The organism is Yonghaparkia sp. Root332 (assembly GCF_001425665.1).
Taxonomy (GTDB): domain Bacteria; phylum Actinomycetota; class Actinomycetes; order Actinomycetales; family Microbacteriaceae; genus Microcella.
In genome coordinates this window covers 258,891-276,674 of record NZ_LMCX01000002.1, presented here as the reverse complement: position 1 = coordinate 276,674, position 17,784 = coordinate 258,891, and the positions used below count along the sequence as shown (strand labels likewise).

17 protein-coding genes and 2 tRNA genes are annotated in these 17,784 nt (G+C 72.1%); 11 read left to right on the top strand and 8 right to left on the bottom strand.

Going from position 1 to position 17,784, the window contains the following annotated elements:
• Positions 1–25 precede the first annotated feature (25 nt).
• The 3 genes from ASC54_RS09080 to ASC54_RS09070 are packed head-to-tail and all read left to right on the top strand — an operon-like array spanning position 26 to position 3,763.
• Positions 26–421 carry a response regulator gene (locus tag ASC54_RS09080; RefSeq protein WP_082515015.1) on the top strand — a complete coding sequence of 132 codons (396 nt, stop codon included), beginning with the start codon at positions 26–28 and terminating at the stop codon, positions 419–421.
• Positions 411–3,122, top strand: coding sequence for a PAS domain-containing protein (locus ASC54_RS09075; RefSeq protein ID WP_055898516.1), 2,712 nt, complete (start codon positions 411–413; stop codon positions 3,120–3,122). The genes ASC54_RS09080 and ASC54_RS09075 overlap by 11 nt, the downstream gene beginning before the upstream one ends.
• On the top strand, positions 3,119–3,763 hold the full coding sequence (locus tag ASC54_RS09070; RefSeq protein ID WP_055860152.1) for a response regulator: 645 nt from the start codon (positions 3,119–3,121) through the stop codon (positions 3,761–3,763). Before ASC54_RS09075 ends, ASC54_RS09070 begins: the two co-directional genes overlap by 4 nt.
• Positions 3,764–3,833: 70 nt before the next feature.
• On the opposite strand, the gene ASC54_RS09065 is transcribed toward ASC54_RS09070, so the two are convergent.
• Both ASC54_RS09065 and ASC54_RS09060 read right to left on the bottom strand, forming a co-directional pair.
• Positions 3,834–4,310 carry a single-stranded DNA-binding protein gene (locus ASC54_RS09065; protein WP_055860149.1) on the bottom strand — a complete coding sequence of 159 codons (477 nt, stop codon included), beginning with the start codon at positions 4,308–4,310 and terminating at the stop codon, positions 3,834–3,836.
• Between the two features lie 159 nt (positions 4,311–4,469).
• Entirely contained in the window at positions 4,470–5,171 is a 702-nt protein-coding gene (locus tag ASC54_RS09060) for a TetR/AcrR family transcriptional regulator C-terminal domain-containing protein (protein ID WP_055860146.1), read from the bottom strand.
• A gap of 87 nt (positions 5,172–5,258) precedes the next feature.
• Between ASC54_RS09060 and ASC54_RS09055 the strand changes: the two genes are divergently transcribed.
• The gene (locus ASC54_RS09055) at positions 5,259–5,942 is read left to right on the top strand and encodes a DUF4386 domain-containing protein (RefSeq protein ID WP_055898514.1); all 684 of its coding nucleotides are present in this window, start codon (positions 5,259–5,261) and stop codon (positions 5,940–5,942) included.
• 81 nt (positions 5,943–6,023) lie between these two features.
• Positions 6,024–6,524 (top strand): DUF2087 domain-containing protein, encoded by a 501-nt coding sequence (locus tag ASC54_RS09050; protein ID WP_055898512.1) that lies wholly within the window; start codon positions 6,024–6,026, stop codon positions 6,522–6,524.
• A 39-nt stretch (positions 6,525–6,563) separates the two neighbouring features.
• On the opposite strand, the gene ASC54_RS09045 is transcribed toward ASC54_RS09050, so the two are convergent.
• Positions 6,564–6,773, bottom strand: coding sequence for a methyltransferase (locus ASC54_RS09045; RefSeq protein WP_235451438.1), 210 nt, complete (start codon positions 6,771–6,773; stop codon positions 6,564–6,566).
• 91 nt (positions 6,774–6,864) lie between these two features.
• Complete coding sequence (gene msrA, locus ASC54_RS09040; protein ID WP_055860140.1) at positions 6,865–7,392, bottom strand: peptide-methionine (S)-S-oxide reductase MsrA; 528 nt, start codon at positions 7,390–7,392, stop codon at positions 6,865–6,867.
• A 94-nt stretch (positions 7,393–7,486) separates the two neighbouring features.
• Between msrA and ASC54_RS09035 the strand changes: the two genes are divergently transcribed.
• The 3 genes from ASC54_RS09035 (at position 7,487) to ASC54_RS09025 (ending at position 10,420) form a co-directional block, all read left to right on the top strand.
• Positions 7,487–8,494, top strand: coding sequence for an aldo/keto reductase (locus ASC54_RS09035; RefSeq protein WP_055860138.1), 1,008 nt, complete (start codon positions 7,487–7,489; stop codon positions 8,492–8,494).
• Positions 8,495–9,445 carry a DMT family transporter gene (locus tag ASC54_RS09030; RefSeq protein ID WP_055898509.1) on the top strand — a complete coding sequence of 317 codons (951 nt, stop codon included), beginning with the start codon at positions 8,495–8,497 and terminating at the stop codon, positions 9,443–9,445. It abuts the gene before it with no gap.
• Positions 9,446–9,514: 69 nt separating this feature from the next.
• Complete coding sequence (locus ASC54_RS09025; protein WP_055860132.1) at positions 9,515–10,420, top strand: hypothetical protein; 906 nt, start codon at positions 9,515–9,517, stop codon at positions 10,418–10,420.
• A 31-nt stretch (positions 10,421–10,451) separates the two neighbouring features.
• On the opposite strand, the gene ASC54_RS09020 is transcribed toward ASC54_RS09025, so the two are convergent.
• The gene (locus tag ASC54_RS09020; RefSeq protein WP_235451437.1) at positions 10,452–11,885 is read right to left on the bottom strand and encodes an aminotransferase class V-fold PLP-dependent enzyme; all 1,434 of its coding nucleotides are present in this window, start codon (positions 11,883–11,885) and stop codon (positions 10,452–10,454) included.
• A gap of 112 nt (positions 11,886–11,997) precedes the next feature.
• A tRNA-Arg gene (locus tag ASC54_RS09015) sits at positions 11,998–12,070 on the bottom strand.
• 87 nt (positions 12,071–12,157) lie between these two features.
• On the opposite strand from ASC54_RS09015, the gene ASC54_RS09010 reads away from it, so the two are divergent.
• Positions 12,158–14,152 carry a hypothetical protein gene (locus tag ASC54_RS09010; RefSeq protein ID WP_055898507.1) on the top strand — a complete coding sequence of 665 codons (1,995 nt, stop codon included), beginning with the start codon at positions 12,158–12,160 and terminating at the stop codon, positions 14,150–14,152.
• Positions 14,153–14,168: 16 nt separating this feature from the next.
• Here ASC54_RS09010 and ASC54_RS09005 read toward each other — a convergent pair whose 3' ends face one another.
• Complete coding sequence (locus tag ASC54_RS09005) at positions 14,169–14,432, bottom strand: thioredoxin family protein (RefSeq protein WP_055860127.1); 264 nt, start codon at positions 14,430–14,432, stop codon at positions 14,169–14,171.
• Positions 14,433–14,475: 43 nt separating this feature from the next.
• On the opposite strand from ASC54_RS09005, the gene orn reads away from it, so the two are divergent.
• Positions 14,476–15,099 carry an oligoribonuclease gene (gene orn / locus ASC54_RS09000; RefSeq protein WP_082515013.1) on the top strand — a complete coding sequence of 208 codons (624 nt, stop codon included), beginning with the start codon at positions 14,476–14,478 and terminating at the stop codon, positions 15,097–15,099.
• An 87-nt stretch (positions 15,100–15,186) separates the two neighbouring features.
• A tRNA-His gene (locus tag ASC54_RS08995) sits at positions 15,187–15,262 on the top strand.
• 40 nt (positions 15,263–15,302) lie between these two features.
• On the opposite strand, the gene ASC54_RS08990 is transcribed toward ASC54_RS08995, so the two are convergent.
• Positions 15,303–17,783, bottom strand: a complete 2,481-nt coding sequence (locus ASC54_RS08990) for an ATP-dependent DNA ligase (RefSeq protein ID WP_055898504.1) — start codon at positions 17,781–17,783, stop codon at positions 15,303–15,305.
• Between the last annotated feature and the right edge of the window lies 1 nt (position 17,784).

The window sequence follows — 17,784 nt, the reverse complement described above, 5'->3', positions numbered from 1 at the left end:
GAGGGCCCCGCCATACACTGAGGGCATGGCCCCCCTGGGTGGTTCCCCCGCCACAGTCCTGGTCGCCGACGATGACCCGTTGGTGCGGACGGTGCTGCGAATGGCGCTCGCGGGCATGGGGGCGAGCGTGGTCGAGGCCCGGACGACCGGCGAGGTCGTCCGCTTCGACCCCGATCGTGCCGTCGACCTGGTCATCCTCGATCTGAATATGCCGGGCGGCCCCGTCGACGAGAGCCTCGACGCCCTCGCCGCGCGCCCCCACCGGCCGCGCGTCCTGCTTCTGAGCGGCGAGGATGCCCCCGCCGGGCTCGACCGCGTCGACGGATTCGCGCGGAAACCCATCGAGCTCGCCGACTTCACCCGCATCGTCCAGTCGCTGCTCGCCCAGCACCCCGATCCGCCGGCGCGACATGACGGCTGAGAACCTGGACCCGCGCGTCGGCGAGCTCGCGCGCGCGCTCGAGACGCTCGCCGAGGGGTTTCCCGACCCGATCCTCCTCGTCGCCGCGGACGGCACGATCGCCGGGGCGACCTCGGCCCTCGCCGTGCGCAGCCCGCTCACCCGCGAGCACGTCGTCGGCACCCACTTCACCGCCTGGGCGGCCGAGGCGGACCGCGAGCTCATCGCCGAGCGCTTCGCCGAGGCGCTCGCCGGCCGGACCGTCCGCTTCCGGACAGCGGGACGCGCCGGGGACGGCAGCGCCCGCGCGGAGGTGACGTACAGCCCCGTCCGGGCCGGCCACAGGGTCGTCGCCGTGCTGCAGTACGCCTTCTCGATCGGCGAGCAGGAGGAGCGAGAGCGCACGCAGCGCGAGGCGGACGAGCTTCTCCGCATCGCCGGCGGCCTCGCCTCCTTCGGCGGCTGGTCCCTGCGTCGCGACACGGCGATGCTGGGACTCACCGCCCAGTCGCAGCGCATCCTCGGCTTCGAGGGCCACCCGACCGTCTCGCTCGCCGATGCGATCGAGACATTCGCTCCGGAGAGCGCGGAGGCGATCTCGCTCGCCGTGACCCGATGCTTCGATGACGGCACCCTGCTCGATCTCGAGCTTCCGATCTCGACGCCGGACGGCCGCGCGCGGATCATCCGCGTCCTCGGAGAACCGGCGGAGCCCGAGGGCCGCCCGCCCTTCTCCTCGCTCCACGGGGCGATCTGGGACATCACGGAGACGACCGCGGCCCGCGAGCGCGAAGCCCTCCTGCAGCAGCGTCTGGACCTGACCCTCAACTCGCTCGGCGACGGTCTGATGTTCCTCGACGAGGCCTGGCGCATCTCGTTCGTCAACGACGAGGCCCTGCATCTGATCGGGAAGCAGTTCGCGGAGCTCGAGGGCCGCAGCCTCTGGGAGGCCTTCCCCGAGCTCGAGGACACCGAGCTCGAGGTGGCCTACCAGCGCGCGGTGCGCGAGCAGCTGCGGACGACGGTGCGCACCGCGGGCGATGCGGATCAGTGGTTCGACGTCACCGCCTACCCGACCGCGACCGGAGTCGCCCTGTACATCCGCGACGTCACGGAGGACGAGCGCACCCGTCGCCAGATGGCGCAGGCCCAGCGGCGCATCGCCGATCAGGCGGAGCTCATCGACGCGTCGCGCGACGCCATCGTGGTTCGCGGGATCGACGGGGTCGTGCACTACTGGAACCGCGCCGCGGCCGAGCTCTACGGCGTCTCCGCCGACCAGGCGATCGGCCGGTCGATCCGCGGTCTCGTGCGCGTGGAGGATGCGATCGCCGATGAGGCGCTCGCCGCCACCCTCCGGGACGGGTACTGGGCGGAGGAGATCCCCTGCACGACGCTCGACGGCCGCGCCCTCGTCATCGACTGCCGCTGGCAGCTCCTCCCGGGCGACGACGGGGTCCCCGACCGCATCTTCACCGTCAGCAGCGACGTGACGCAGTGGCGTCGCGAGGAGAATCTGCGGACGCGAGCGAAGCGGATGGAGAGTCTGGGAACCTTCGCCGGCGGGATCGCCCACGACCTCAACAACGTCCTCACGCCCATCCTCATGTCGATCCAGCTCCTGGAGAACTCGGAGACCGATGACGGGCGGCGCGAGCTGCTCTCGACGATGGAGTCGGCCGCCAAGCGCGGGGCGGACATGATCCGGCAGGTGCTCGCCTTCGCGCGCGGGGTCGAGGGCCGTCGGGAGCGGGTCTCGATCTCCTCGCTCATGGAGGAGCTCGATCGCTTCGCGCACGACGCGCTGCCCCGCGGAATCCGCTTCAGCATCGAGATCGACGACGACGTGCCCGACACCTTCGGCGACGAGACGCAGCTCATCCAGGTGCTCATGAACCTCGTGACGAACGCGCGCGACGCGATGCCCGACGGCGGCGAGCTCCGCGTCACCGCGACGCGCCTGGTTCTCGAGGACGGCTTCTCGTCCGAGGCGTTCCGCATGACGCCGGGGCAGCACGTCGTCATCGACGTCGTCGATACCGGGCACGGGATGCCCGCGGAGGTCGCCGAGAAGATCTTCGAGCCGTTCTACACGACGAAGTCGGTCGGCAAGGGCACCGGTCTCGGCCTCGCCAGCTCCCTCGCGATCGTGCGCAGCCACGGCGGCACCATGCAGGTCTACAGCGAGCCGGATCGGGGAACGCGCTTCTCGGTCATCCTGCCCGTGATCACGGGCGAGCCGACGCTCGAGCGCGACAGCGCCCTGCCCGCTCGGACCCTCCCGCGCGGGCGCGGCGAGTTCGTCCTCATTGTCGACGACGATCCGACCATCCGGCTGATCACCTCGCGGACCCTCGAGAGCTACGGGTATCGCACGCGCACGGCGGAGAACGGGCGCGTCGCGATCGATCTGCTGGAGGCGCCGGGCGCCCGAGTGGATCTCGTGCTGACCGACATGATGATGCCGGTCATGGACGGCGCCGCGACGACGGCGTACCTCGAGGAGCATCACCCGCGGATCCCGGTGATCGCCGCGAGCGGGCTGACCTCGGCCGGCGGCGCCGCGCGCAGCGCGGGCATGGGCGTGGCGGCGTTCCTGCCCAAGCCCTACACGACGAGCCTGCTTCTGACGACGCTCCGCGATGTGCTTGACGACGCCGCCGGACGGAGCGACGATGACCGGGACCGAGCCTTCCCCGAGATCGACGAGGTGCCGACGTGACCACCGAGAGCAAGTCGCTGCGCGTCGTCGTGGCCGATGACGACGCCTTCACGGTGTCCCTCGTCTCCGGCGGTCTCGGCGCTCGGGGCTTCGACGTGACGACCGCGTCCTCCGCCGCCGAGGCGCTCGCGGCCGTCGGAGAGACCGACCCGCACGCGCTCATCACCGACCTGAACTTCGGGTCGTCGGAGTCGGGCGCCGACCTGCTGAGCGCGGTCGCCGCCGACTACCCGTGGATCGGGCTCGTCGTGCTGACCTCGCACCGCTCGCCCGAGCTCGCGGTGCCGAATCCCGACCGCATCCCCTCCGGGGTCATCTACCTCGTCAAGTCGCGGCTCGGCGCGATCGACGACCTCATCGATGCCGTCCACCGGTCGATCAGCGGGCAGCTCGACGACGGGGTGCCGGTCGGCGACGACGACGTGCCGGTGGTCACGGCCGCGCAGGCCGATGTGCTCCGGCTCCTCGCGGAGGGCGCCTCGACGCGCGCTCTCGCCGAGCACCGCGGTACGACGGTGCGGGCGGTCGAGACGATGCTCGCGCGCCTGTTCACGGCTCTCGGCCTCGACACGAGCGAGAACGCCAACCCGCGCGTCGCCGCGGTCACCCTCTGGCAGCGCGGCGGCATCCGCGTCCGCTGAGCGGCCGCGCGACCCGCGGGGCGCCGGAGCGCTCCGTCGGGCCGCGGGGTGCCGCGGGGCGGTTCCCTCGTCAGAAGGGCGCGTCCGCCGGTTCGCGCGGCTCGAGCGACGAGGCGTCGTCGGGCACCTCGACGGGCTCGGGCTGCTCCGGCGGAGCATCCGTCGCCGCGTCGTCGCGGCCGCGACCGACGATCACGCTCCGCGTGAAGCTCGAGCGGCCCCACGTGAGGTCGTGGCCCACGGCCTCGGCGTCGATCTCGATCGTGGTGCCGTTCCTCTCGCCGCTCGTCCAGTCGCGGATGCGCACCCGGCCCGAGACGATGACGCGCTCACCCTTGTGCACCGAGCTCGCGACGTGGGCGCCGAGCTGGCGGAAGCTCGTGATGGTGTACCAGTTCGTGTCGCCGTCCACCCACGCGTTCTGGGCGCGATCGAACCGGCGCTGATTGCTCGCGAGCCGGAACGAGGTGATCGCGAGACCCTCGCTCGTGACGATGTGGCGCGGGGTCGTGGCGACGAGCCCCGTGAGGGTGATGGTGTCGGTCATGGCGTCCTCCTGACGTCTTCGATGTCGGGTGGGCGCCGGCGGTTCGTGCCGGAGAGCGCCGGCGCCCGCAGCGAGAATGCCTGCCGGAGCGCGGGGTCGAGCGCCGACGGACTCGCCCCGTGGAGACCGTCGAGCCCGTGACCGGCTGGGGACGAGCGGTCAGCTCGACTGCCACCCCGCCTCGTGCAGCCGGGCGAAGGCCGCCAGCAGCAGGTCGAGCGTGAAGGAGAACTCGAACTGCTCGTCGCACCCGGCCGGGTGGCGCCGCTGCTGCTCGGCCGCGACGCCTGCGATGTGCGGGAAGGCTCGGGCGAGCGCCGCGAGCCGCTCGGGATCGGGGACCGGATCGGCCCCCTCGCCCGGCGCGGCAGGGGTCGAGAAGGCCTCGGGGCTGAACCCCCAGATGCGATGCCCGAGGGCGTGCATCGCGTGGTGCGCGAGGTCGTACGAGAGCCCTCCCGAGACGAGGTCGCCGACGAGCGCATCCATGTGGGCGAGCACGACGGGACTGGGAGCGGTCGCCGACTCGATCGCGGGTCGGAGCCACGGGTGAGCGAGGTGCGCGGCGCGCGCGCCGAGGACGCGCGTGCGGACAGCCGACGACCAGGGCTCGCCGGATGCGGGCCGCGGGTAGCCGGCGACGACGCTGTCGATCATCCCGGCGACGAGATCGCGCTTGTCGGCGACGTGCTTGTAGAGCGCCATGGGAACGACCCCGAGCTCGTCGGCGAGGCGGCGCATGCTGACCGCGTCGAGGCCGTCGCGGTCGGCGAGCGCGACGGCGGCCCCGACCACTCGGGAGCGGTCGAGTCGTTCACGCCCCGGGGTGCTCCCCCGTCGTCCGCGCGACGTTCCGTCCATGGCATCCTCCTTGACCGGTGTACAGCGTACGCCTATGCTCGGGAGACGACAGGTGTACGCCGTACACCTCAGACCCGGAAGGCCCTCATGACCCCCGACCGCCGCCTCGCCCTGTGGGCCGGAATCCTCTACCTGGCGACCTTCGCCACCTCTTTCCCCGCCCTCGCGCTCAAGACGCCGATCCTCGCGGGCGAGCCGCAGCTCGCGCAGGCCGCGGTCGGCACCGCGCTCGAGATCGCGCTCGCGTTCACGTGCATCGGCACCGCCGTGGCCCTGCACCCGATCGCGCGGCGCGTCAGCGAGCCGCTGGCGATCGGCTTCGTCGCCTCGCGCACGGTCGAGGCCGGCATGATCCTGTCGGGCGCGATCGCGCTCCTGGCCCTCATCGAGCTCGGCCCCGACTCGGAGGGCGCATCGGTGCTCATCGAGCTGCACGACGCCGCGTTCCTGCTCGGCCCTGCCTTCATGGCCTCGATCAACGCGGCGCTGCTCGGCACGGTCATGCTGCGCGGCCGCCTCGTGCCGCGCGTGATCCCGCTCATCGGTCTCATCGGAGCTCCGCTGCTGCTCGCGAGCTCCTTCGGCGTCGTGCTCGGCGCGTGGGATCAGCTCTCCGTCGTCGGAGCCCTCACGGCACTGCCGATCGCGGCCTGGGAGCTCTCGCTCGGTCTCTGGCTGACGATCAGGGGCGTGCGGATGCCCGCGCCCGCAACCGCAGACCCCGGCGTCGGCGACGCCCTCCCCGCGACCGCGGGAGGCGCTCGCGTCTGACGCGGTCGCCCGACCGCTCCCGCGGCCCTCCGCTCGACCCCGGGCGGAGGGCCCTGGCATGCTGGCTCGACAGGAGAAGTCATGACGAAGCCCGCCGCAGAGTGGCGACCGATCGTCGCCGCGCTCGCCGATGACGATGCGCGACCGATCGTCGGTGCGCTTCTCGCCGGCGGCGACGCGGCCGAGCAGCTCGCCGCGCTGCCGCCAACGAAGCGCGCACGGGTCGTCCGGGTGCTCACGGCCTCCGGACTCGCGCGCGAGCACGAGGGCCGCCTCGAGGCGCGCACCGAGGTCTTCCGGGAGCTGCTGCGCGCCGCTCCGGTCGACCGCCCGACGGGCATCGCGCGCTTCGTGCACGACGGGCGCATCGAGCACGGGCCGTCCGGGGCGAGCGATCGCGCCGAGGTGATGGCGTGGGCGGCCGATCGGGCCGTCGGGGTCGGCGAGCTCGCTGACGAGGCGACGGTGACCGAGCGGCTCGCGGCGATCTTCGAGGACCGCGCCGCCCCGCGGCGCTACCTCGTCGACGCCGATCTGATCGAGCGGCGCCGCGACGGATCCCAGTACGCTCGCCCGGCGTGACCCGGCACCGCCGGTCGACCGGGCGGAGCGCTCGATCGACTAGTGCTCGCGGAAGTCGGGCCGCTCCGCGCCGGGCCCGAGCGTCGCGTGCAGCGCCCGCTTCGCGGCCTCCAGCGTGGGGTACGGCCCTCGAGCCTCGCTCTCCATCCGCACCCGGACGAGGAAGGCCTCCCCCTCGCGGTGGATCGACCCGACCGTGCCGGCGGGGCCGGCGGCGACCCAGGTCTGCGTTCCGGTGGTCATGCTCATCGTCGAGCTCCTTCCGAGCGGCGCGCTCGCGCCGTGCGCCGCCGACGCTACGCCTCCACTGACCCCGTGTCGAGCCCTCTCGGGCGAGCGCTCAGGAGGCTCGGACGTACGGCGCGTAGGAGGAGCGGATCTTGTTGACCTTCGGCAGCGCGACGGCGAGGCAGTAGCCCTGGCCGGGGTTCTTGGCGAAGAAGTCCTGGTGGTAGTCCTCGGCGTCGTACCACTCGCCCAGCGGCGTGATCTCGGTGACGAGGCCGCCCTCCCAGTAGCCGTCGGCGCGGTCGCGCGCGGCCTCGAAGAGCGCCTTCTCCTCCTCGTCGGCGTAGTACATCGCCGAGCGGTACTGCGTGCCGACGTCGTTGCCCTGGCGGTTCAGCTGACGCGGATCGTGGAGGGTGAAGAAGACGTCGAGGATGACGTCGGCGGGGATCACCTCCGGGTCGAAGACGACCCTGACGGCCTCGGCGTGACCCGTCGTGCCCGTGCAGACCGCCTCATAGGACGGGTGCGGAACGGTGCCGCCGGTGTAGCCGGAGACGACATCGTGGACGCCGTCGAGGACGCGGTAGACGGCGTCGAGGCACCAGAAGCATCCGCCGGCGAGATGGAAGGTTCGCATGCCGCCATCGTAGGCGGGCGTGCGGGGCGCGAGCCGAGCATCCGCCCCGATCGAATCGGTTCGATGGTCGCGGGCCGGCCAGTAGAGTGACGGCATGCCGCACATCGCCGCCGACGACCGCTACGAGCAGCTCGAGTACGCCCGCGTCGGGCGCAGCGGCCTGAGGCTGCCGCGCATCTCGCTCGGCCTCTGGAACAACTTCGGCGACGACCGGCCGATCGAGACGCAGCGCGCCATTCTGCGCCGCGCCTTCGACCGCGGCGTGACCCACTTCGACCTCGCGAACAACTACGGCCCGCCGGATGGCAGCGCCGAGTCGAACTTCGGGCGCATCCTGCGCGACGACTTCCTGCCCTACCGCGACGAGCTCGTCATCTCCACGAAGGCCGGCTACTACATGTGGCCCGGCCCCTACGGCGAGTGGGGGTCGCGCAAGTACCTGCTGAGCTCGCTCGACCAGAGCCTGACGCGCATGCGCCTCGACTACGTCGACATCTTCTACAGCCACCGGCCCGACCCCGAGACGCCGCTCGAGGAGACCATGGGCGCCCTGGCGACCGCCGTGCAGAGCGGCAAGGCGCTCTACGCGGGCATCTCGAACTACGACGCGGCGCAGACGCGCGAGGCGCACCGGATCCTCGGCGAGCTCGGCGTGCCGCTGCTCATCCACCAGCCGCGCTACAACATGTTCGACCGGCGCATGGAGGAGGGGCTGCTGGACGCGATCGCCGAGACCGGGATCGGCAGCATCGTCTTCTCGCCGCTCGCGCAGGGACTGCTGACGAACCGGTACCTCGACGGCGTGCCCGCGGGCTCGCGCGCGTCGGAGGGCCGCTGGATCAGCGAGGACAACATCGACGACGCCTACCTCGAACGGGCCCGCGCCCTGAACGCGATCGCCGAGGCGCGCGGACAGTCGCTCGCGCAGCTCGCGCTGCTCTGGGTGCTGCGGCACCCGCAGGTGACGAGCGCCCTCATCGGCGCGAGCAGCGTGCGCCAGCTCGACAACAGCCTCGACGCGCTGCACGGCGACGCGCTCACGGTCGACGAGATCGCCGCGATCGAGCCCCACGCCGTGCACGGCACCGGTTCGAGGAGCTGAGTGGGCTACCTCCTCGCCCTCGCGGCCGCGGTGCTGTTCGGCGCGAACGGCAGCGTCACCAAGATCACCATGGAGGCCGGGCTGAGCCCCGCCCAGGTCACGCAGTTCCGGCTGCTGGGCACGGCCCTCGTGGCCGGCCTCGTGCTGCTGGCGATCGATCGCGCCGCCTTCCGGCTCCCCCGCCGGCAGTGGCCGATCATGATCGTGCTCGGCATCGTCGGTGTCGCGCTGCTGCAGGCGACCTACGCGGCGGCCGTGCAGCGCCTGCCCGTCGGCATCGCCCTGCTGCTGGAGTACACGGCGGTGCTCATGGTCGCGCTCGTGGCCTACTTCTTCTTCAAGGAGCAGGTGAAGACGCGGCTGTGGATCGCGATCGTGCTCGTGCTCGCCGGCCTCGCCGTCGTCGCGCGCGTCTGGGCCAGCACCCTCGACGCGCTCGGGGTGATCCTCGCGATCGCCGCCGCCGTCTGCCTCGCCCTGTACTTCCTCATCGGCGAGCGGCAGGTCGCGAAGACCTCGGCGCTCGCGGTGTCGTTCTGGACGATGCTCATCGCGACCGTGTTCTGGTCGTTCGTGAGCGGCTGGTGGGAGCTCGACCCGGGCGTCTTCGCGACCCCCGTCGACCTCGGCGGCGCCCACGGCTCGCTCGAGGTGCCGATGTGGCTGCCGCTGCTGTGGAACGTCATCCTCGGAACCTTCGCCCCGTTCCTGCTGAGCCTCGCCGCCCTCCGGCACCTGCCCGCCACGGCGGCGGGCATCGTCGCCTCCTCCGAGGTCATCTTCGCCTTCGCCGTGGCGTGGGCCTGGCTCGGCGAGACCCTCGACCTCGTGCAGATCATCGGAGCCGCGGTCGTGCTCGCGGGGATCATCCTCGCCCAGACCGCGCGCGTCGGGAAGGTCGTCGACGCCGACCTCGCGCTCACGACGGGACCCATCACGACCGTGCGGTGATCGGTCCGGATGCTCGGCGCAGGTGTGGCGGACCCGAGGCCCGCACCGCCCCAGGGGTAGCCTGCGGCCATGGAATGGGTTAACGGCATCCTCGACTGGCTCGGCTCGCCGGAGGGTCGGCGCGTGACCGCGAGCACGATCATCCCCGCGATCGCGATCATCGTCTCCGGCATCATCGCCGGTCTCATCGGTCGCGGTTCGACCAAGCGCGTGATCGCGCAGTACAACCGCGACGCCCTCACCGCCGCGGTGCAGGCGCTCGTGCTCGCCGGCCGCAAGGCCGCCGGCTGGAACGCGATCGGCACGATCGAGCGCGTGCAGGTCGACCACCTCATCGGCGAGGCCGAGACGCGCATCCGCCTGCTCCCGGTGCCCGGCGCTGCGCTCGCCGCGAACTGGGCCGCCCACCAGCTGGAGGACATGAAGCGGAACTCCGCCGGCTTCTCCTTCCAGGCCCAGCAGACCCTCGCCGAGTACCGCGACCGCCTCATCGCGTGGAGCGAGAAGCCCCGCCAGGCGAAGAAGCTCTTCGGCGCCGACCTCGAGCGCTGGAAGTACGAGGCCGACCCGGCCGAGCAGCAGCTCGTCGCCGATCAGGCGCGCTGGGAGGCCGAGCGGACGCCCGAGCGCGAGACCGCCGCCGTGACACCGGTCGTCTCGACGACCGCGGCACCCCCGGCGAGCGACGCGGCGACCGCGGTGGGCCCCATGTCGCACGACGAGCCCCCCGTCACTCCCCCCAACGCCGGAACGCCCCTCGTCGTCTCGACGCCGTTCGCCCCGCGGCTCACCACCACGACCTCGAGCCCCGGCGGCGAGATCGACGCGCGCGAGAGCGACCCGGTGCCGACGCAGGCGTTCGTCGTCGAGCGTCGCAGCGGCGAGAGCCCGTCGGCTCCGGGGGACGACGGCGCGCCGCCGCCCATGCCCGCGCAGAACGTCCGCGACCGGATCGACCCGCAGGACGAGAACTAGCGCTCAGCGATTCCCCGAGGCGCCCGTCGGCTCAGCCGACGGGCGCCTCCTCGCTCGCGGGGGACGCGCCGTCGTGGGTCGCCGCGTAGGCGCGGCGCGACCACATCGACACGTGGTGGTGCATCTCGGGGATGAGCGGCTCGTGCTCGGGCTTCATGAGCACGCTGCGCATGATGCGGCCGGTCGGCGCGTCGACCTCGAGGTCGATGCCGCGGGCGCGCAGCTGCTCGGGCTTCACGACGTAGGTCGCGAGGTGCGTCTGCTGCGGGCGCGTCGTGTCGGCCGCCATCTCGAAGATCGCGTGGCTCGTGCGGTCGAGCTCGGCCATCGACCGGACGCGCGGCAGGTAGGTGATGATGTCGATCTCGGGCCGCTGGTACGGCTGCAGGATGTCCGACTCCTCGATGAGCGCGTGCCACTGCTGCGCCGCGCGGTAGCCGGGCAGCACGATGCCGCCGAGCCCCTCCTTCGTGAGCGGGAAGACCCGCAGCGTCGCCCACAGCGCCGCCGCGCTCGCCCCCGCGCGCGAGCACTCCAGCTGGATCTCGCCGAAGTGCCGCTCGGTGCTCGCGAAGTACGTGTAGGGCGACTCGTGGTGGTAGTACCGAAGGATCGACTGGTCGTTGAACAGCACCGCGCCGCAGCCGTAGGGCTGCAGGCCGTGCTTGTGCGGGTCGACGACGACCGAGTCCGCGTCCTTGATCGCGCGGAAGTGGCGCGCGGTCTCCGGGGCGAGCTCGTCGGCGATGATCGCGAAGAACCCGCCGTAGGCGGTGTCGACGTGGATACGCGCGCCGTACCGCCGCGCGAGCGGGATGATGTCGGCGAGCGGGTCCACCGCGCCGAGGCCCGTCGTGCCGAGGGTCGCGACGACGACGCCGATGCGCCCGGTCGCGAGCTCGCGCTCGAGCGCCTCGAGCTCCATCCGGCCCGCGGCGTCGGTCGGGATACCCACGGTGTCGATGCCGAGCACCTCGCCCATCCGGGAGTGCGTGTAGTGAGCATCCGCCGAATGGGCGATCGCCTTGCCCGGCGCGATCTCGCGGCTGATCCAGAGCGCCTCGAGGTTCGCGGTCGTGCCGCTCCAGGTGAGGTGGCCCATGTACTCGGCCGGGTAGTCGAACATCGCCGCGAGCTGGTCGAGCACCTCGTGCTCCATCGCGGTCGTCGCGCGGCTCGCGTCGATCGAGTGGTTGTTGGGGTTGAGCTGCATCGTCGCGAGGTACGCGGCGGTCGCGACGGGGTGCGGGGGCTTGAGCATCTGGCCCGCGTACTGCGGGTGGAAGTAGGGGAAGTTGTCGTCGAGGCGCTCGATGAGCTCGCCCAGGACGGCGTGCACCTTCTCCGGGTCGGCGTGGGTCGAGGGATGTTGGCCCCAGCTCCCGTAGGTCGCCTTCAGACCGTCGATACCGGTCATCACCTGCGGCAGCAGCTCGTTCAGATCGACGGGACGCTTCGCGCTCACGACCGCACTCCTTCGTGTGGATGGGTTCCCGGCTCGGCCTGGTGGGCCTGCCCGGACGGTGCCCTCGAGTCTACGGAGGAACGGCGGCCGTTCGGTAGCGAACAATACGACGCGCCCCCGGCAGGACTCGAACCTGCAACCACCGGATTAGAAGGCCGATGCTCTATCCATTGAGCTACGAGGGCTGATGGCCTCCAGGCTATCGGAGGCGCCCATCACCGGCGCCGAAGTGGCATGATGTGCTGTCGCTCCTCTCGTCCGTTCGGAGAACCGTGTCGCACCCGCAGCACCCGCAGCACCCGCAGCACCCCCCGCTCCCCGCCTCCGTCCCCACGGCCGACCGCCGCGCGGCACCCGCGACGCCGCTCGGCCGATGGCTGCTGCACGACACGGTGCAGCCCCCCGGCCCGGAGGCGCCGACGTCGACGAGCGAGACGCACTCGTGGTGGAAGGTCATGTGCCTGACGGGGGTGGACTACTTCTCCACGCTCTCCTACCTCCCCGGCATCGCGGCGCTCGCGGCCGGCGCGCTCTCGCCGCTCGCGACCCTGCTGATCGTGCTGCTGACCCTCCTGGGCATGCTCCCCATGTACCGCCGGGTCGCGGAGGAGAGCCCGAACGGGCAGGGCTCCGTCGCGATGCTCGAGAAGCTGCTCCCCTTCTGGCGCGGCAAGTTCTTCGTGCTCGCGCTGCTGGGGTTCGTCGCGACCTCCTGGATCATCACCATCACGCTCTCGTCGGCGGATGCGACGGTGCACCTCCTGGAGAACCCGGCCGTCCCCGAGGCGTGGCGCGGCGCCGCCGTGCCGATCACGATCGTGCTGCTGCTGATCCTCGGCGGAGTGTTCCTCCTGGGGTTCCGCGAGGCCGTGATCGTGGCCATCCCCGTCGTGGCCGTGTTCCTGCTCGTCAACGCCGTCGTCATCGCAGCGGGTCTGCAGCAGGTCGTCCTCGAGCCCCGCTTCGGGGAGCTCTGGGCGGCGTCGCTGGCGATCTCCGACGGCTGGAGCGACGTGGCCCTGCCCGCGCTGCTCGCCTTCCCTCTCCTCGTCCTCGGGCTGTCGGGGTTCGAGACGGGTGTGAGCATGATGCCGCTCGTCTCCGCCGAGGGCGCGAACGCCGATCACCGTCGTCGGGCGAGGATCCGCAACACCCGCAAGCTGCTCACGGCCGCGGCCGTCATCATGAGCGCCTACCTCATCACCTCGAGCATCGTCACGACCCTCCTGATCCCCGCCGAGGAGTTCCAGGCGGGCGGCGAGGCGAACGGCCGCGCTCTCGCCTACCTCGCCCACGACCTGCTCGGCGAGGGCTTCGGGACGGTCTACGACATCTCGAGCATCGTGATCCTCTGGTTCGCGGGCGCCTCGGCGATGGCGGGCCTGATCAACATCGTGCCGCGCTACCTGCCCGCCTACGGCATGGCTCCGGAGTGGAGCCGCGCCGTCCGGCCCGTCGTGATCATCTACACGCTGATCAGCATCGCGCTGACGATCGGGTTCGGCGCGGACGTGGACGCGCAGGCCGGCGCCTACGCGACCGGGATCCTCGCGATGATGGTCTCCGGCGCGTTCGCGGTCACGGTCTCCGCCGTCCGTCAGCGTCAGAAGTGGCCGTCGATCGGGTTCGGCGCGCTCACCGCCATCATGTCCTTCGCCCTCGTCGACAACATCGTCGAGAAGCCCGACGGCATCGTGATCTCCGCGTTCTTCATCGGCGGGATCATCGTCGTCTCCCTCGTCTCCCGCGTGACGCGGACGACCGAGCTGCGCGCCGACGCGGTCGCCTTCGACGCGCGCGCGCGCGCGTACGTCGACGAGTCCATCTCCTCCGACGGCAGGCTGACGATCATCGCCAAGAGGCGCCGCAGCGACGTGGGCGACGACTACCGGGAGAAGATCTCCGACCAGCTCGAGCACGGCGCGCTGCCGAGCTCGGCGGACGTGCTCTTCCTCGTGATCGAGATCGTCGACCCCTCGGAGTTCGGCGATCAGCTGATCGTGCGGGGCGTGCAGGTGGACGGGCATCGGATCCTCCGCGCGCAGAGCCCGGCCGTGCCCAACGCGATCGCCGCGATCCTCCTCGCGCTCCGCGACGGGACGGGCGTCACCCCGCGCATCTACTTCGACTGGTCGGAGGGGAACCCGCTGCGCCACCTGCTGGAGTACCTCGTGCTCGGCCGCGGCGACACCGCCCCCGTGGTCCGGGAGATCCTCCGGGAGATCGAATCCGACCCCGCTCGCAGGCCCCGGGTCCACGTCGGCTGACGCGGGCCGCGAGAGGTCAGTCCGCGGCCTGCGCGAGCGCCGTCAGCAGCCGCGGGAGCGTCGGCACGCCGGCGGCGCGCACGACCTCGGTGCCGTCCGCGCGGCGGATGACCGTGGTCGGCGTGCTCGTGATGCCGAGCTCCTCGGCGCGCTCGGCGTGGGCCGCGACATCCCGCTCCTCCACGACGAGCGCGGGCACGAGCCGCTGCGCCTCGGCGACGACCTCGCGGGCACGGTGGCAGGGGTCGCAGAAGGCGGAGGTGTAGAGCTCGAGCAGCACCCGCCCAGCGTAGGCCGTCGGAGCTGACGGCTAGACTCCGGGGGTGAGCGCTGCGACTGACCGACTCGTCTGGATCGACTGCGAGATGACGGGTCTCGATCTGTCGAAGGACGAGCTCGTCGAGGTCGCCGTCGTCATCACCGACTACGAGCTGGAGCCCGTGCATCCGGGCTTCGCCGTCGTCATCAGGCCGTCGGAGACCGCGCTGGTCGGCATGGGCGACTTCGTGCGGCAGATGCACGAGTCGTCGGGCCTGCTGGCCGAGCTCGAGCACGGCGTGAGCCTCGAGGAGGCGGAGGCGGCCGTGCTCGCCTACATCGCCGAGCACGTGCCGACGGCCGGGCAGGCGCCGCTCGCCGGCAACACCATCGGCACCGACCGCGCGTTCCTCGCCCGCGACATGCCCCGCGTCGACGCGCACCTGCACTACCGCTCGGTCGACGTCTCGAGCATCAAGGAGCTCGTGCGCCGCTGGTTCCCGCGCGTGTACTTCAACGCTCCGGCGAAGAACGGCGGCCACCGCGCGCTCGCCGACATCCTGGAGTCGATCCGCGAGCTCGAGTACTACCGGCGCATCGGGTTCACCGCCGAGCCCGGCCCCACGAGCGAGGAGGCCCAGGCGGTCGCCGCGAGCGTCACCGAGCGGTGGGCGCCGCGCCTGGGCTGATCACCCGCCGCTGCGCTCGTCCGCATGGCGCGCGCAGGGCCCCGCCTGTATTAGCATTGACCGGTCGCGCCTCGGCGTCGACGCCTGGTGGGTATAGCTCAGTCGGTAGAGCACCTGGTTGTGGTCCAGGGGGCCGCGGGTTCAAGTCCCGTTACTCACCCCAGCTCGAGGCCCCGGTTCCGCAGTGCGGACCGGGGCCTCGTCTATTCGCGCCGAACGTCGCCGGGCGACTGGTCGGGCCGCCAGCCCCGCCAGACGGGGTGCCGAAGCCGCCCCCTGGATGTCCACTCCGTGAACGCGACCTCGCCGACGAGCTCCGGGCGCAGCCACACCGCATCGGCCGCATCCGCCTCCGGGATGCCCGTGAACGGGCACCGCGAGGTCTCGAGCGCGCGCAGGCGTTCGCGCAGCCCTCCGAGCTCGCGCTCGCCGAACCCCGAGCCGACCCGGCCCGCGTACGCGAGGCCGCGCCCCTCGGGAACCCCGACGAGGAGCGACCCGACGCCGTCGGCCCGCCGGCCGGACCCCGGCCGCCACCCGCCGACGACGACCGACTGCGTACGGACGTGCGTGAGCTTGATCCACGCGCTCGACCGGCGGCCGGGTCGGTACGGGCTGTCGCGCCGCTTGGCCATGACCCCTTCGAGGTCGAGCTCGCGGCTCGTGGTCAGGGCGTCGCCGAGGTCGCCGTCGAACGCGGGCGGGACGAGCACCGGGCCCCGCTCCGTGACGAGGGAGGCGAGCAGCTCGCGGCGGGCGTCGTAGTCGAGCCCCGTGGCATCCGCCCCGCCGGCGAGCAGGACGTCGAAGAGCATGATCCGCACGGGGACGGCGGAGGCGAGCGCGGCGATCTCACGCGGCCTCGAGAGGCCCATGCGGCGCTGCAGGAGCCCGAAGTCGGGGCGGCCGCGGTCGTCGAGGGCGACGATCTCGCCGTCGAGGACGACCGGGCCGGCGGCGCGCACGGAGCCCTCGACGAGATCGGCGAGCGCCGCGAGCTCGGGGTAGGCGGGGGTCAGGTCGACGCCGTTTCGGCTGCGCAGCCCGAGAGCTCCGTCGTCGAGGCCGGCGAGGGCGCGGATGCCGTCCCACTTCATCTCGAACGCCCACGCGGCGGGCTCGGCGATGTCGGAGACCTGCCCCGCGGTCGCGAGCATGGGGGCGAGGGAGGCACCCGCGGCGTCGCGTGCGGGGGCGGCTCGCGCGCTGCCGCGAAGGATGCGGCGGCCGGTGCGCTCGCTCAGCCGGGAGGACGCCGCCGGGGCCGACGGAGAGGACGTCGACGAGCGCCCGTCGTCCATGAGGTGCATGATCCACTGCGCGCGGCCCGGCCCCGCGACGCCCGCGGGCGCATGATCGCCCGTGCGGATGAGGGCGTACCGGTGCGAGCCGCGCTTCCCGTGGAGCGTCGCGATGACCTCCTCGCCATCGCGCCACTTCTCGAGCTCGTACGTCCCGGAGTCCCAGATCGTCATCTCCCCCGCGCCGTACTCACCGGCGGGGATGGTCCCCTCGAAGTCGAGGTACTCGATCGGGTGGTCCTCGGTCGGCACGGCAAGGCGGTTCACGGCCGGGTCGTCGGGCACGCCCTTCGGCACGGCCCAGCTGACGAGCACGCCGTCGCGCTCGAGCCGCACGTCGAAGTGCAGGCGCCGGGCGTGGTGCTCCTGGATGACGAAGCGACGGCCGTCAGTCAGGGGCGGCACCGACTCGGGCACGGGCTCGGGCGTGCGCCGGGCATCCCGCATCGAACGATACGTCGCGAGGCGGTCGTCCTCCTCGTCGTCGTCGGTGTACGCCTCCTCGAGCGGCGCGAGCAGGTCGCCGCGCGTCTGCACGCGCCGCACGACCTCCTGGTGGTCGAGGTGCGCGAGGGTCGGCGACGACAGCTCGCGCCACGTGCGCGGTGCCGCGACCATCGGCCGCGAGCGGCCGCGCAGCGAGTACGGCGCGACGGTCGTCTTCGCGGCGCTGTTCTGGCTCCAGTCGACGAGCACGCGCCCCTCGCGCTTCGACTTCTTCATGTCGCTCACGATGAGGTCGGGGTGGTCGGCCTCGAGAGCTCGCGCGAGCTCGTGCGCGACGCTCGAGATCTCGTCGGAGGTCTGCGTGCCGTCGAGCGCGCTGTAGAGGTGGATGCCCTTGCTCCCGCTCGTCACAGGCAGCGGGTCGAGCCCGATGTTCTTCAGGATGCTGCGCGCGAGCCGCGCGACCTCGGCGCACTCGAGCAGGCCGACGCCGGGCCCCGGGTCGAGATCGAGCACGAGCCGGTCGGGGCGCTTGGGCTTCCCGGCCCGCCCGATGCGCCACTGCGGCACGTGGATCTCGAGCGACCCGATCTGCGCGAGCCACGCGAGCGTCGCGGCGTCGTTGACGAGCGGGTAGGTGTTGACGTGGTCGGCGTGCGGGATCTCGGCGCGCTCGACCCACTGCGGCGTCGAGGCGTCGAGATTCTTCTGGAAGAAGACCTGACCAGGGTGCTCGGCCGTGCCCACGCCGTCGACCCAGCGCTTGCGCGTCGCGGGTCGGTTCCGCACGTGCGGCAGCATCACGGGCGCGACTGCCGCGTAGTACGCGAGCACGTCGGCTTTGGTCGTGCCGGTCTCGGGGTACATGACCTTATCGAGGCTCGTGAGCCTCAGCTCGCGGCCCTCGATGGTCACGCGGGTGTCGGAGCTCGCCATG

Coding starts and splice junctions, on each gene's coding strand:
- ASC54_RS09035 (WP_055860138.1), top strand. CDS start 7,487: ATGCCGCACATCGCCGCCGACGACCGCTACGAGCAGCTCGAGTACGCC.
- ASC54_RS09045 (WP_235451438.1), bottom strand. CDS start 6,773: ATGAGCATGACCACCGGAACGCAGACCTGGGTCGCCGCCGGCCCCGCC.
- ASC54_RS09060 (WP_055860146.1), bottom strand. CDS start 5,171: ATGGACGGAACGTCGCGCGGACGACGGGGGAGCACCCCGGGGCGTGAA.
- ASC54_RS09080 (WP_082515015.1), top strand. CDS start 26: ATGGCCCCCCTGGGTGGTTCCCCCGCCACAGTCCTGGTCGCCGACGAT.
- ASC54_RS09050 (WP_055898512.1), top strand. CDS start 6,024: ATGACGAAGCCCGCCGCAGAGTGGCGACCGATCGTCGCCGCGCTCGCC.
- ASC54_RS08990 (WP_055898504.1), bottom strand. CDS start 17,783: ATGGCGAGCTCCGACACCCGCGTGACCATCGAGGGCCGCGAGCTGAGG.
- msrA (WP_055860140.1), bottom strand. CDS start 7,392: ATGCGAACCTTCCATCTCGCCGGCGGATGCTTCTGGTGCCTCGACGCC.
- ASC54_RS09055 (WP_055898514.1), top strand. CDS start 5,259: ATGACCCCCGACCGCCGCCTCGCCCTGTGGGCCGGAATCCTCTACCTG.
- ASC54_RS09025 (WP_055860132.1), top strand. CDS start 9,515: ATGGAATGGGTTAACGGCATCCTCGACTGGCTCGGCTCGCCGGAGGGT.
- ASC54_RS09075 (WP_055898516.1), top strand. CDS start 411: ATGACGGCTGAGAACCTGGACCCGCGCGTCGGCGAGCTCGCGCGCGCG.
- ASC54_RS09065 (WP_055860149.1), bottom strand. CDS start 4,310: ATGACCGACACCATCACCCTCACGGGGCTCGTCGCCACGACCCCGCGC.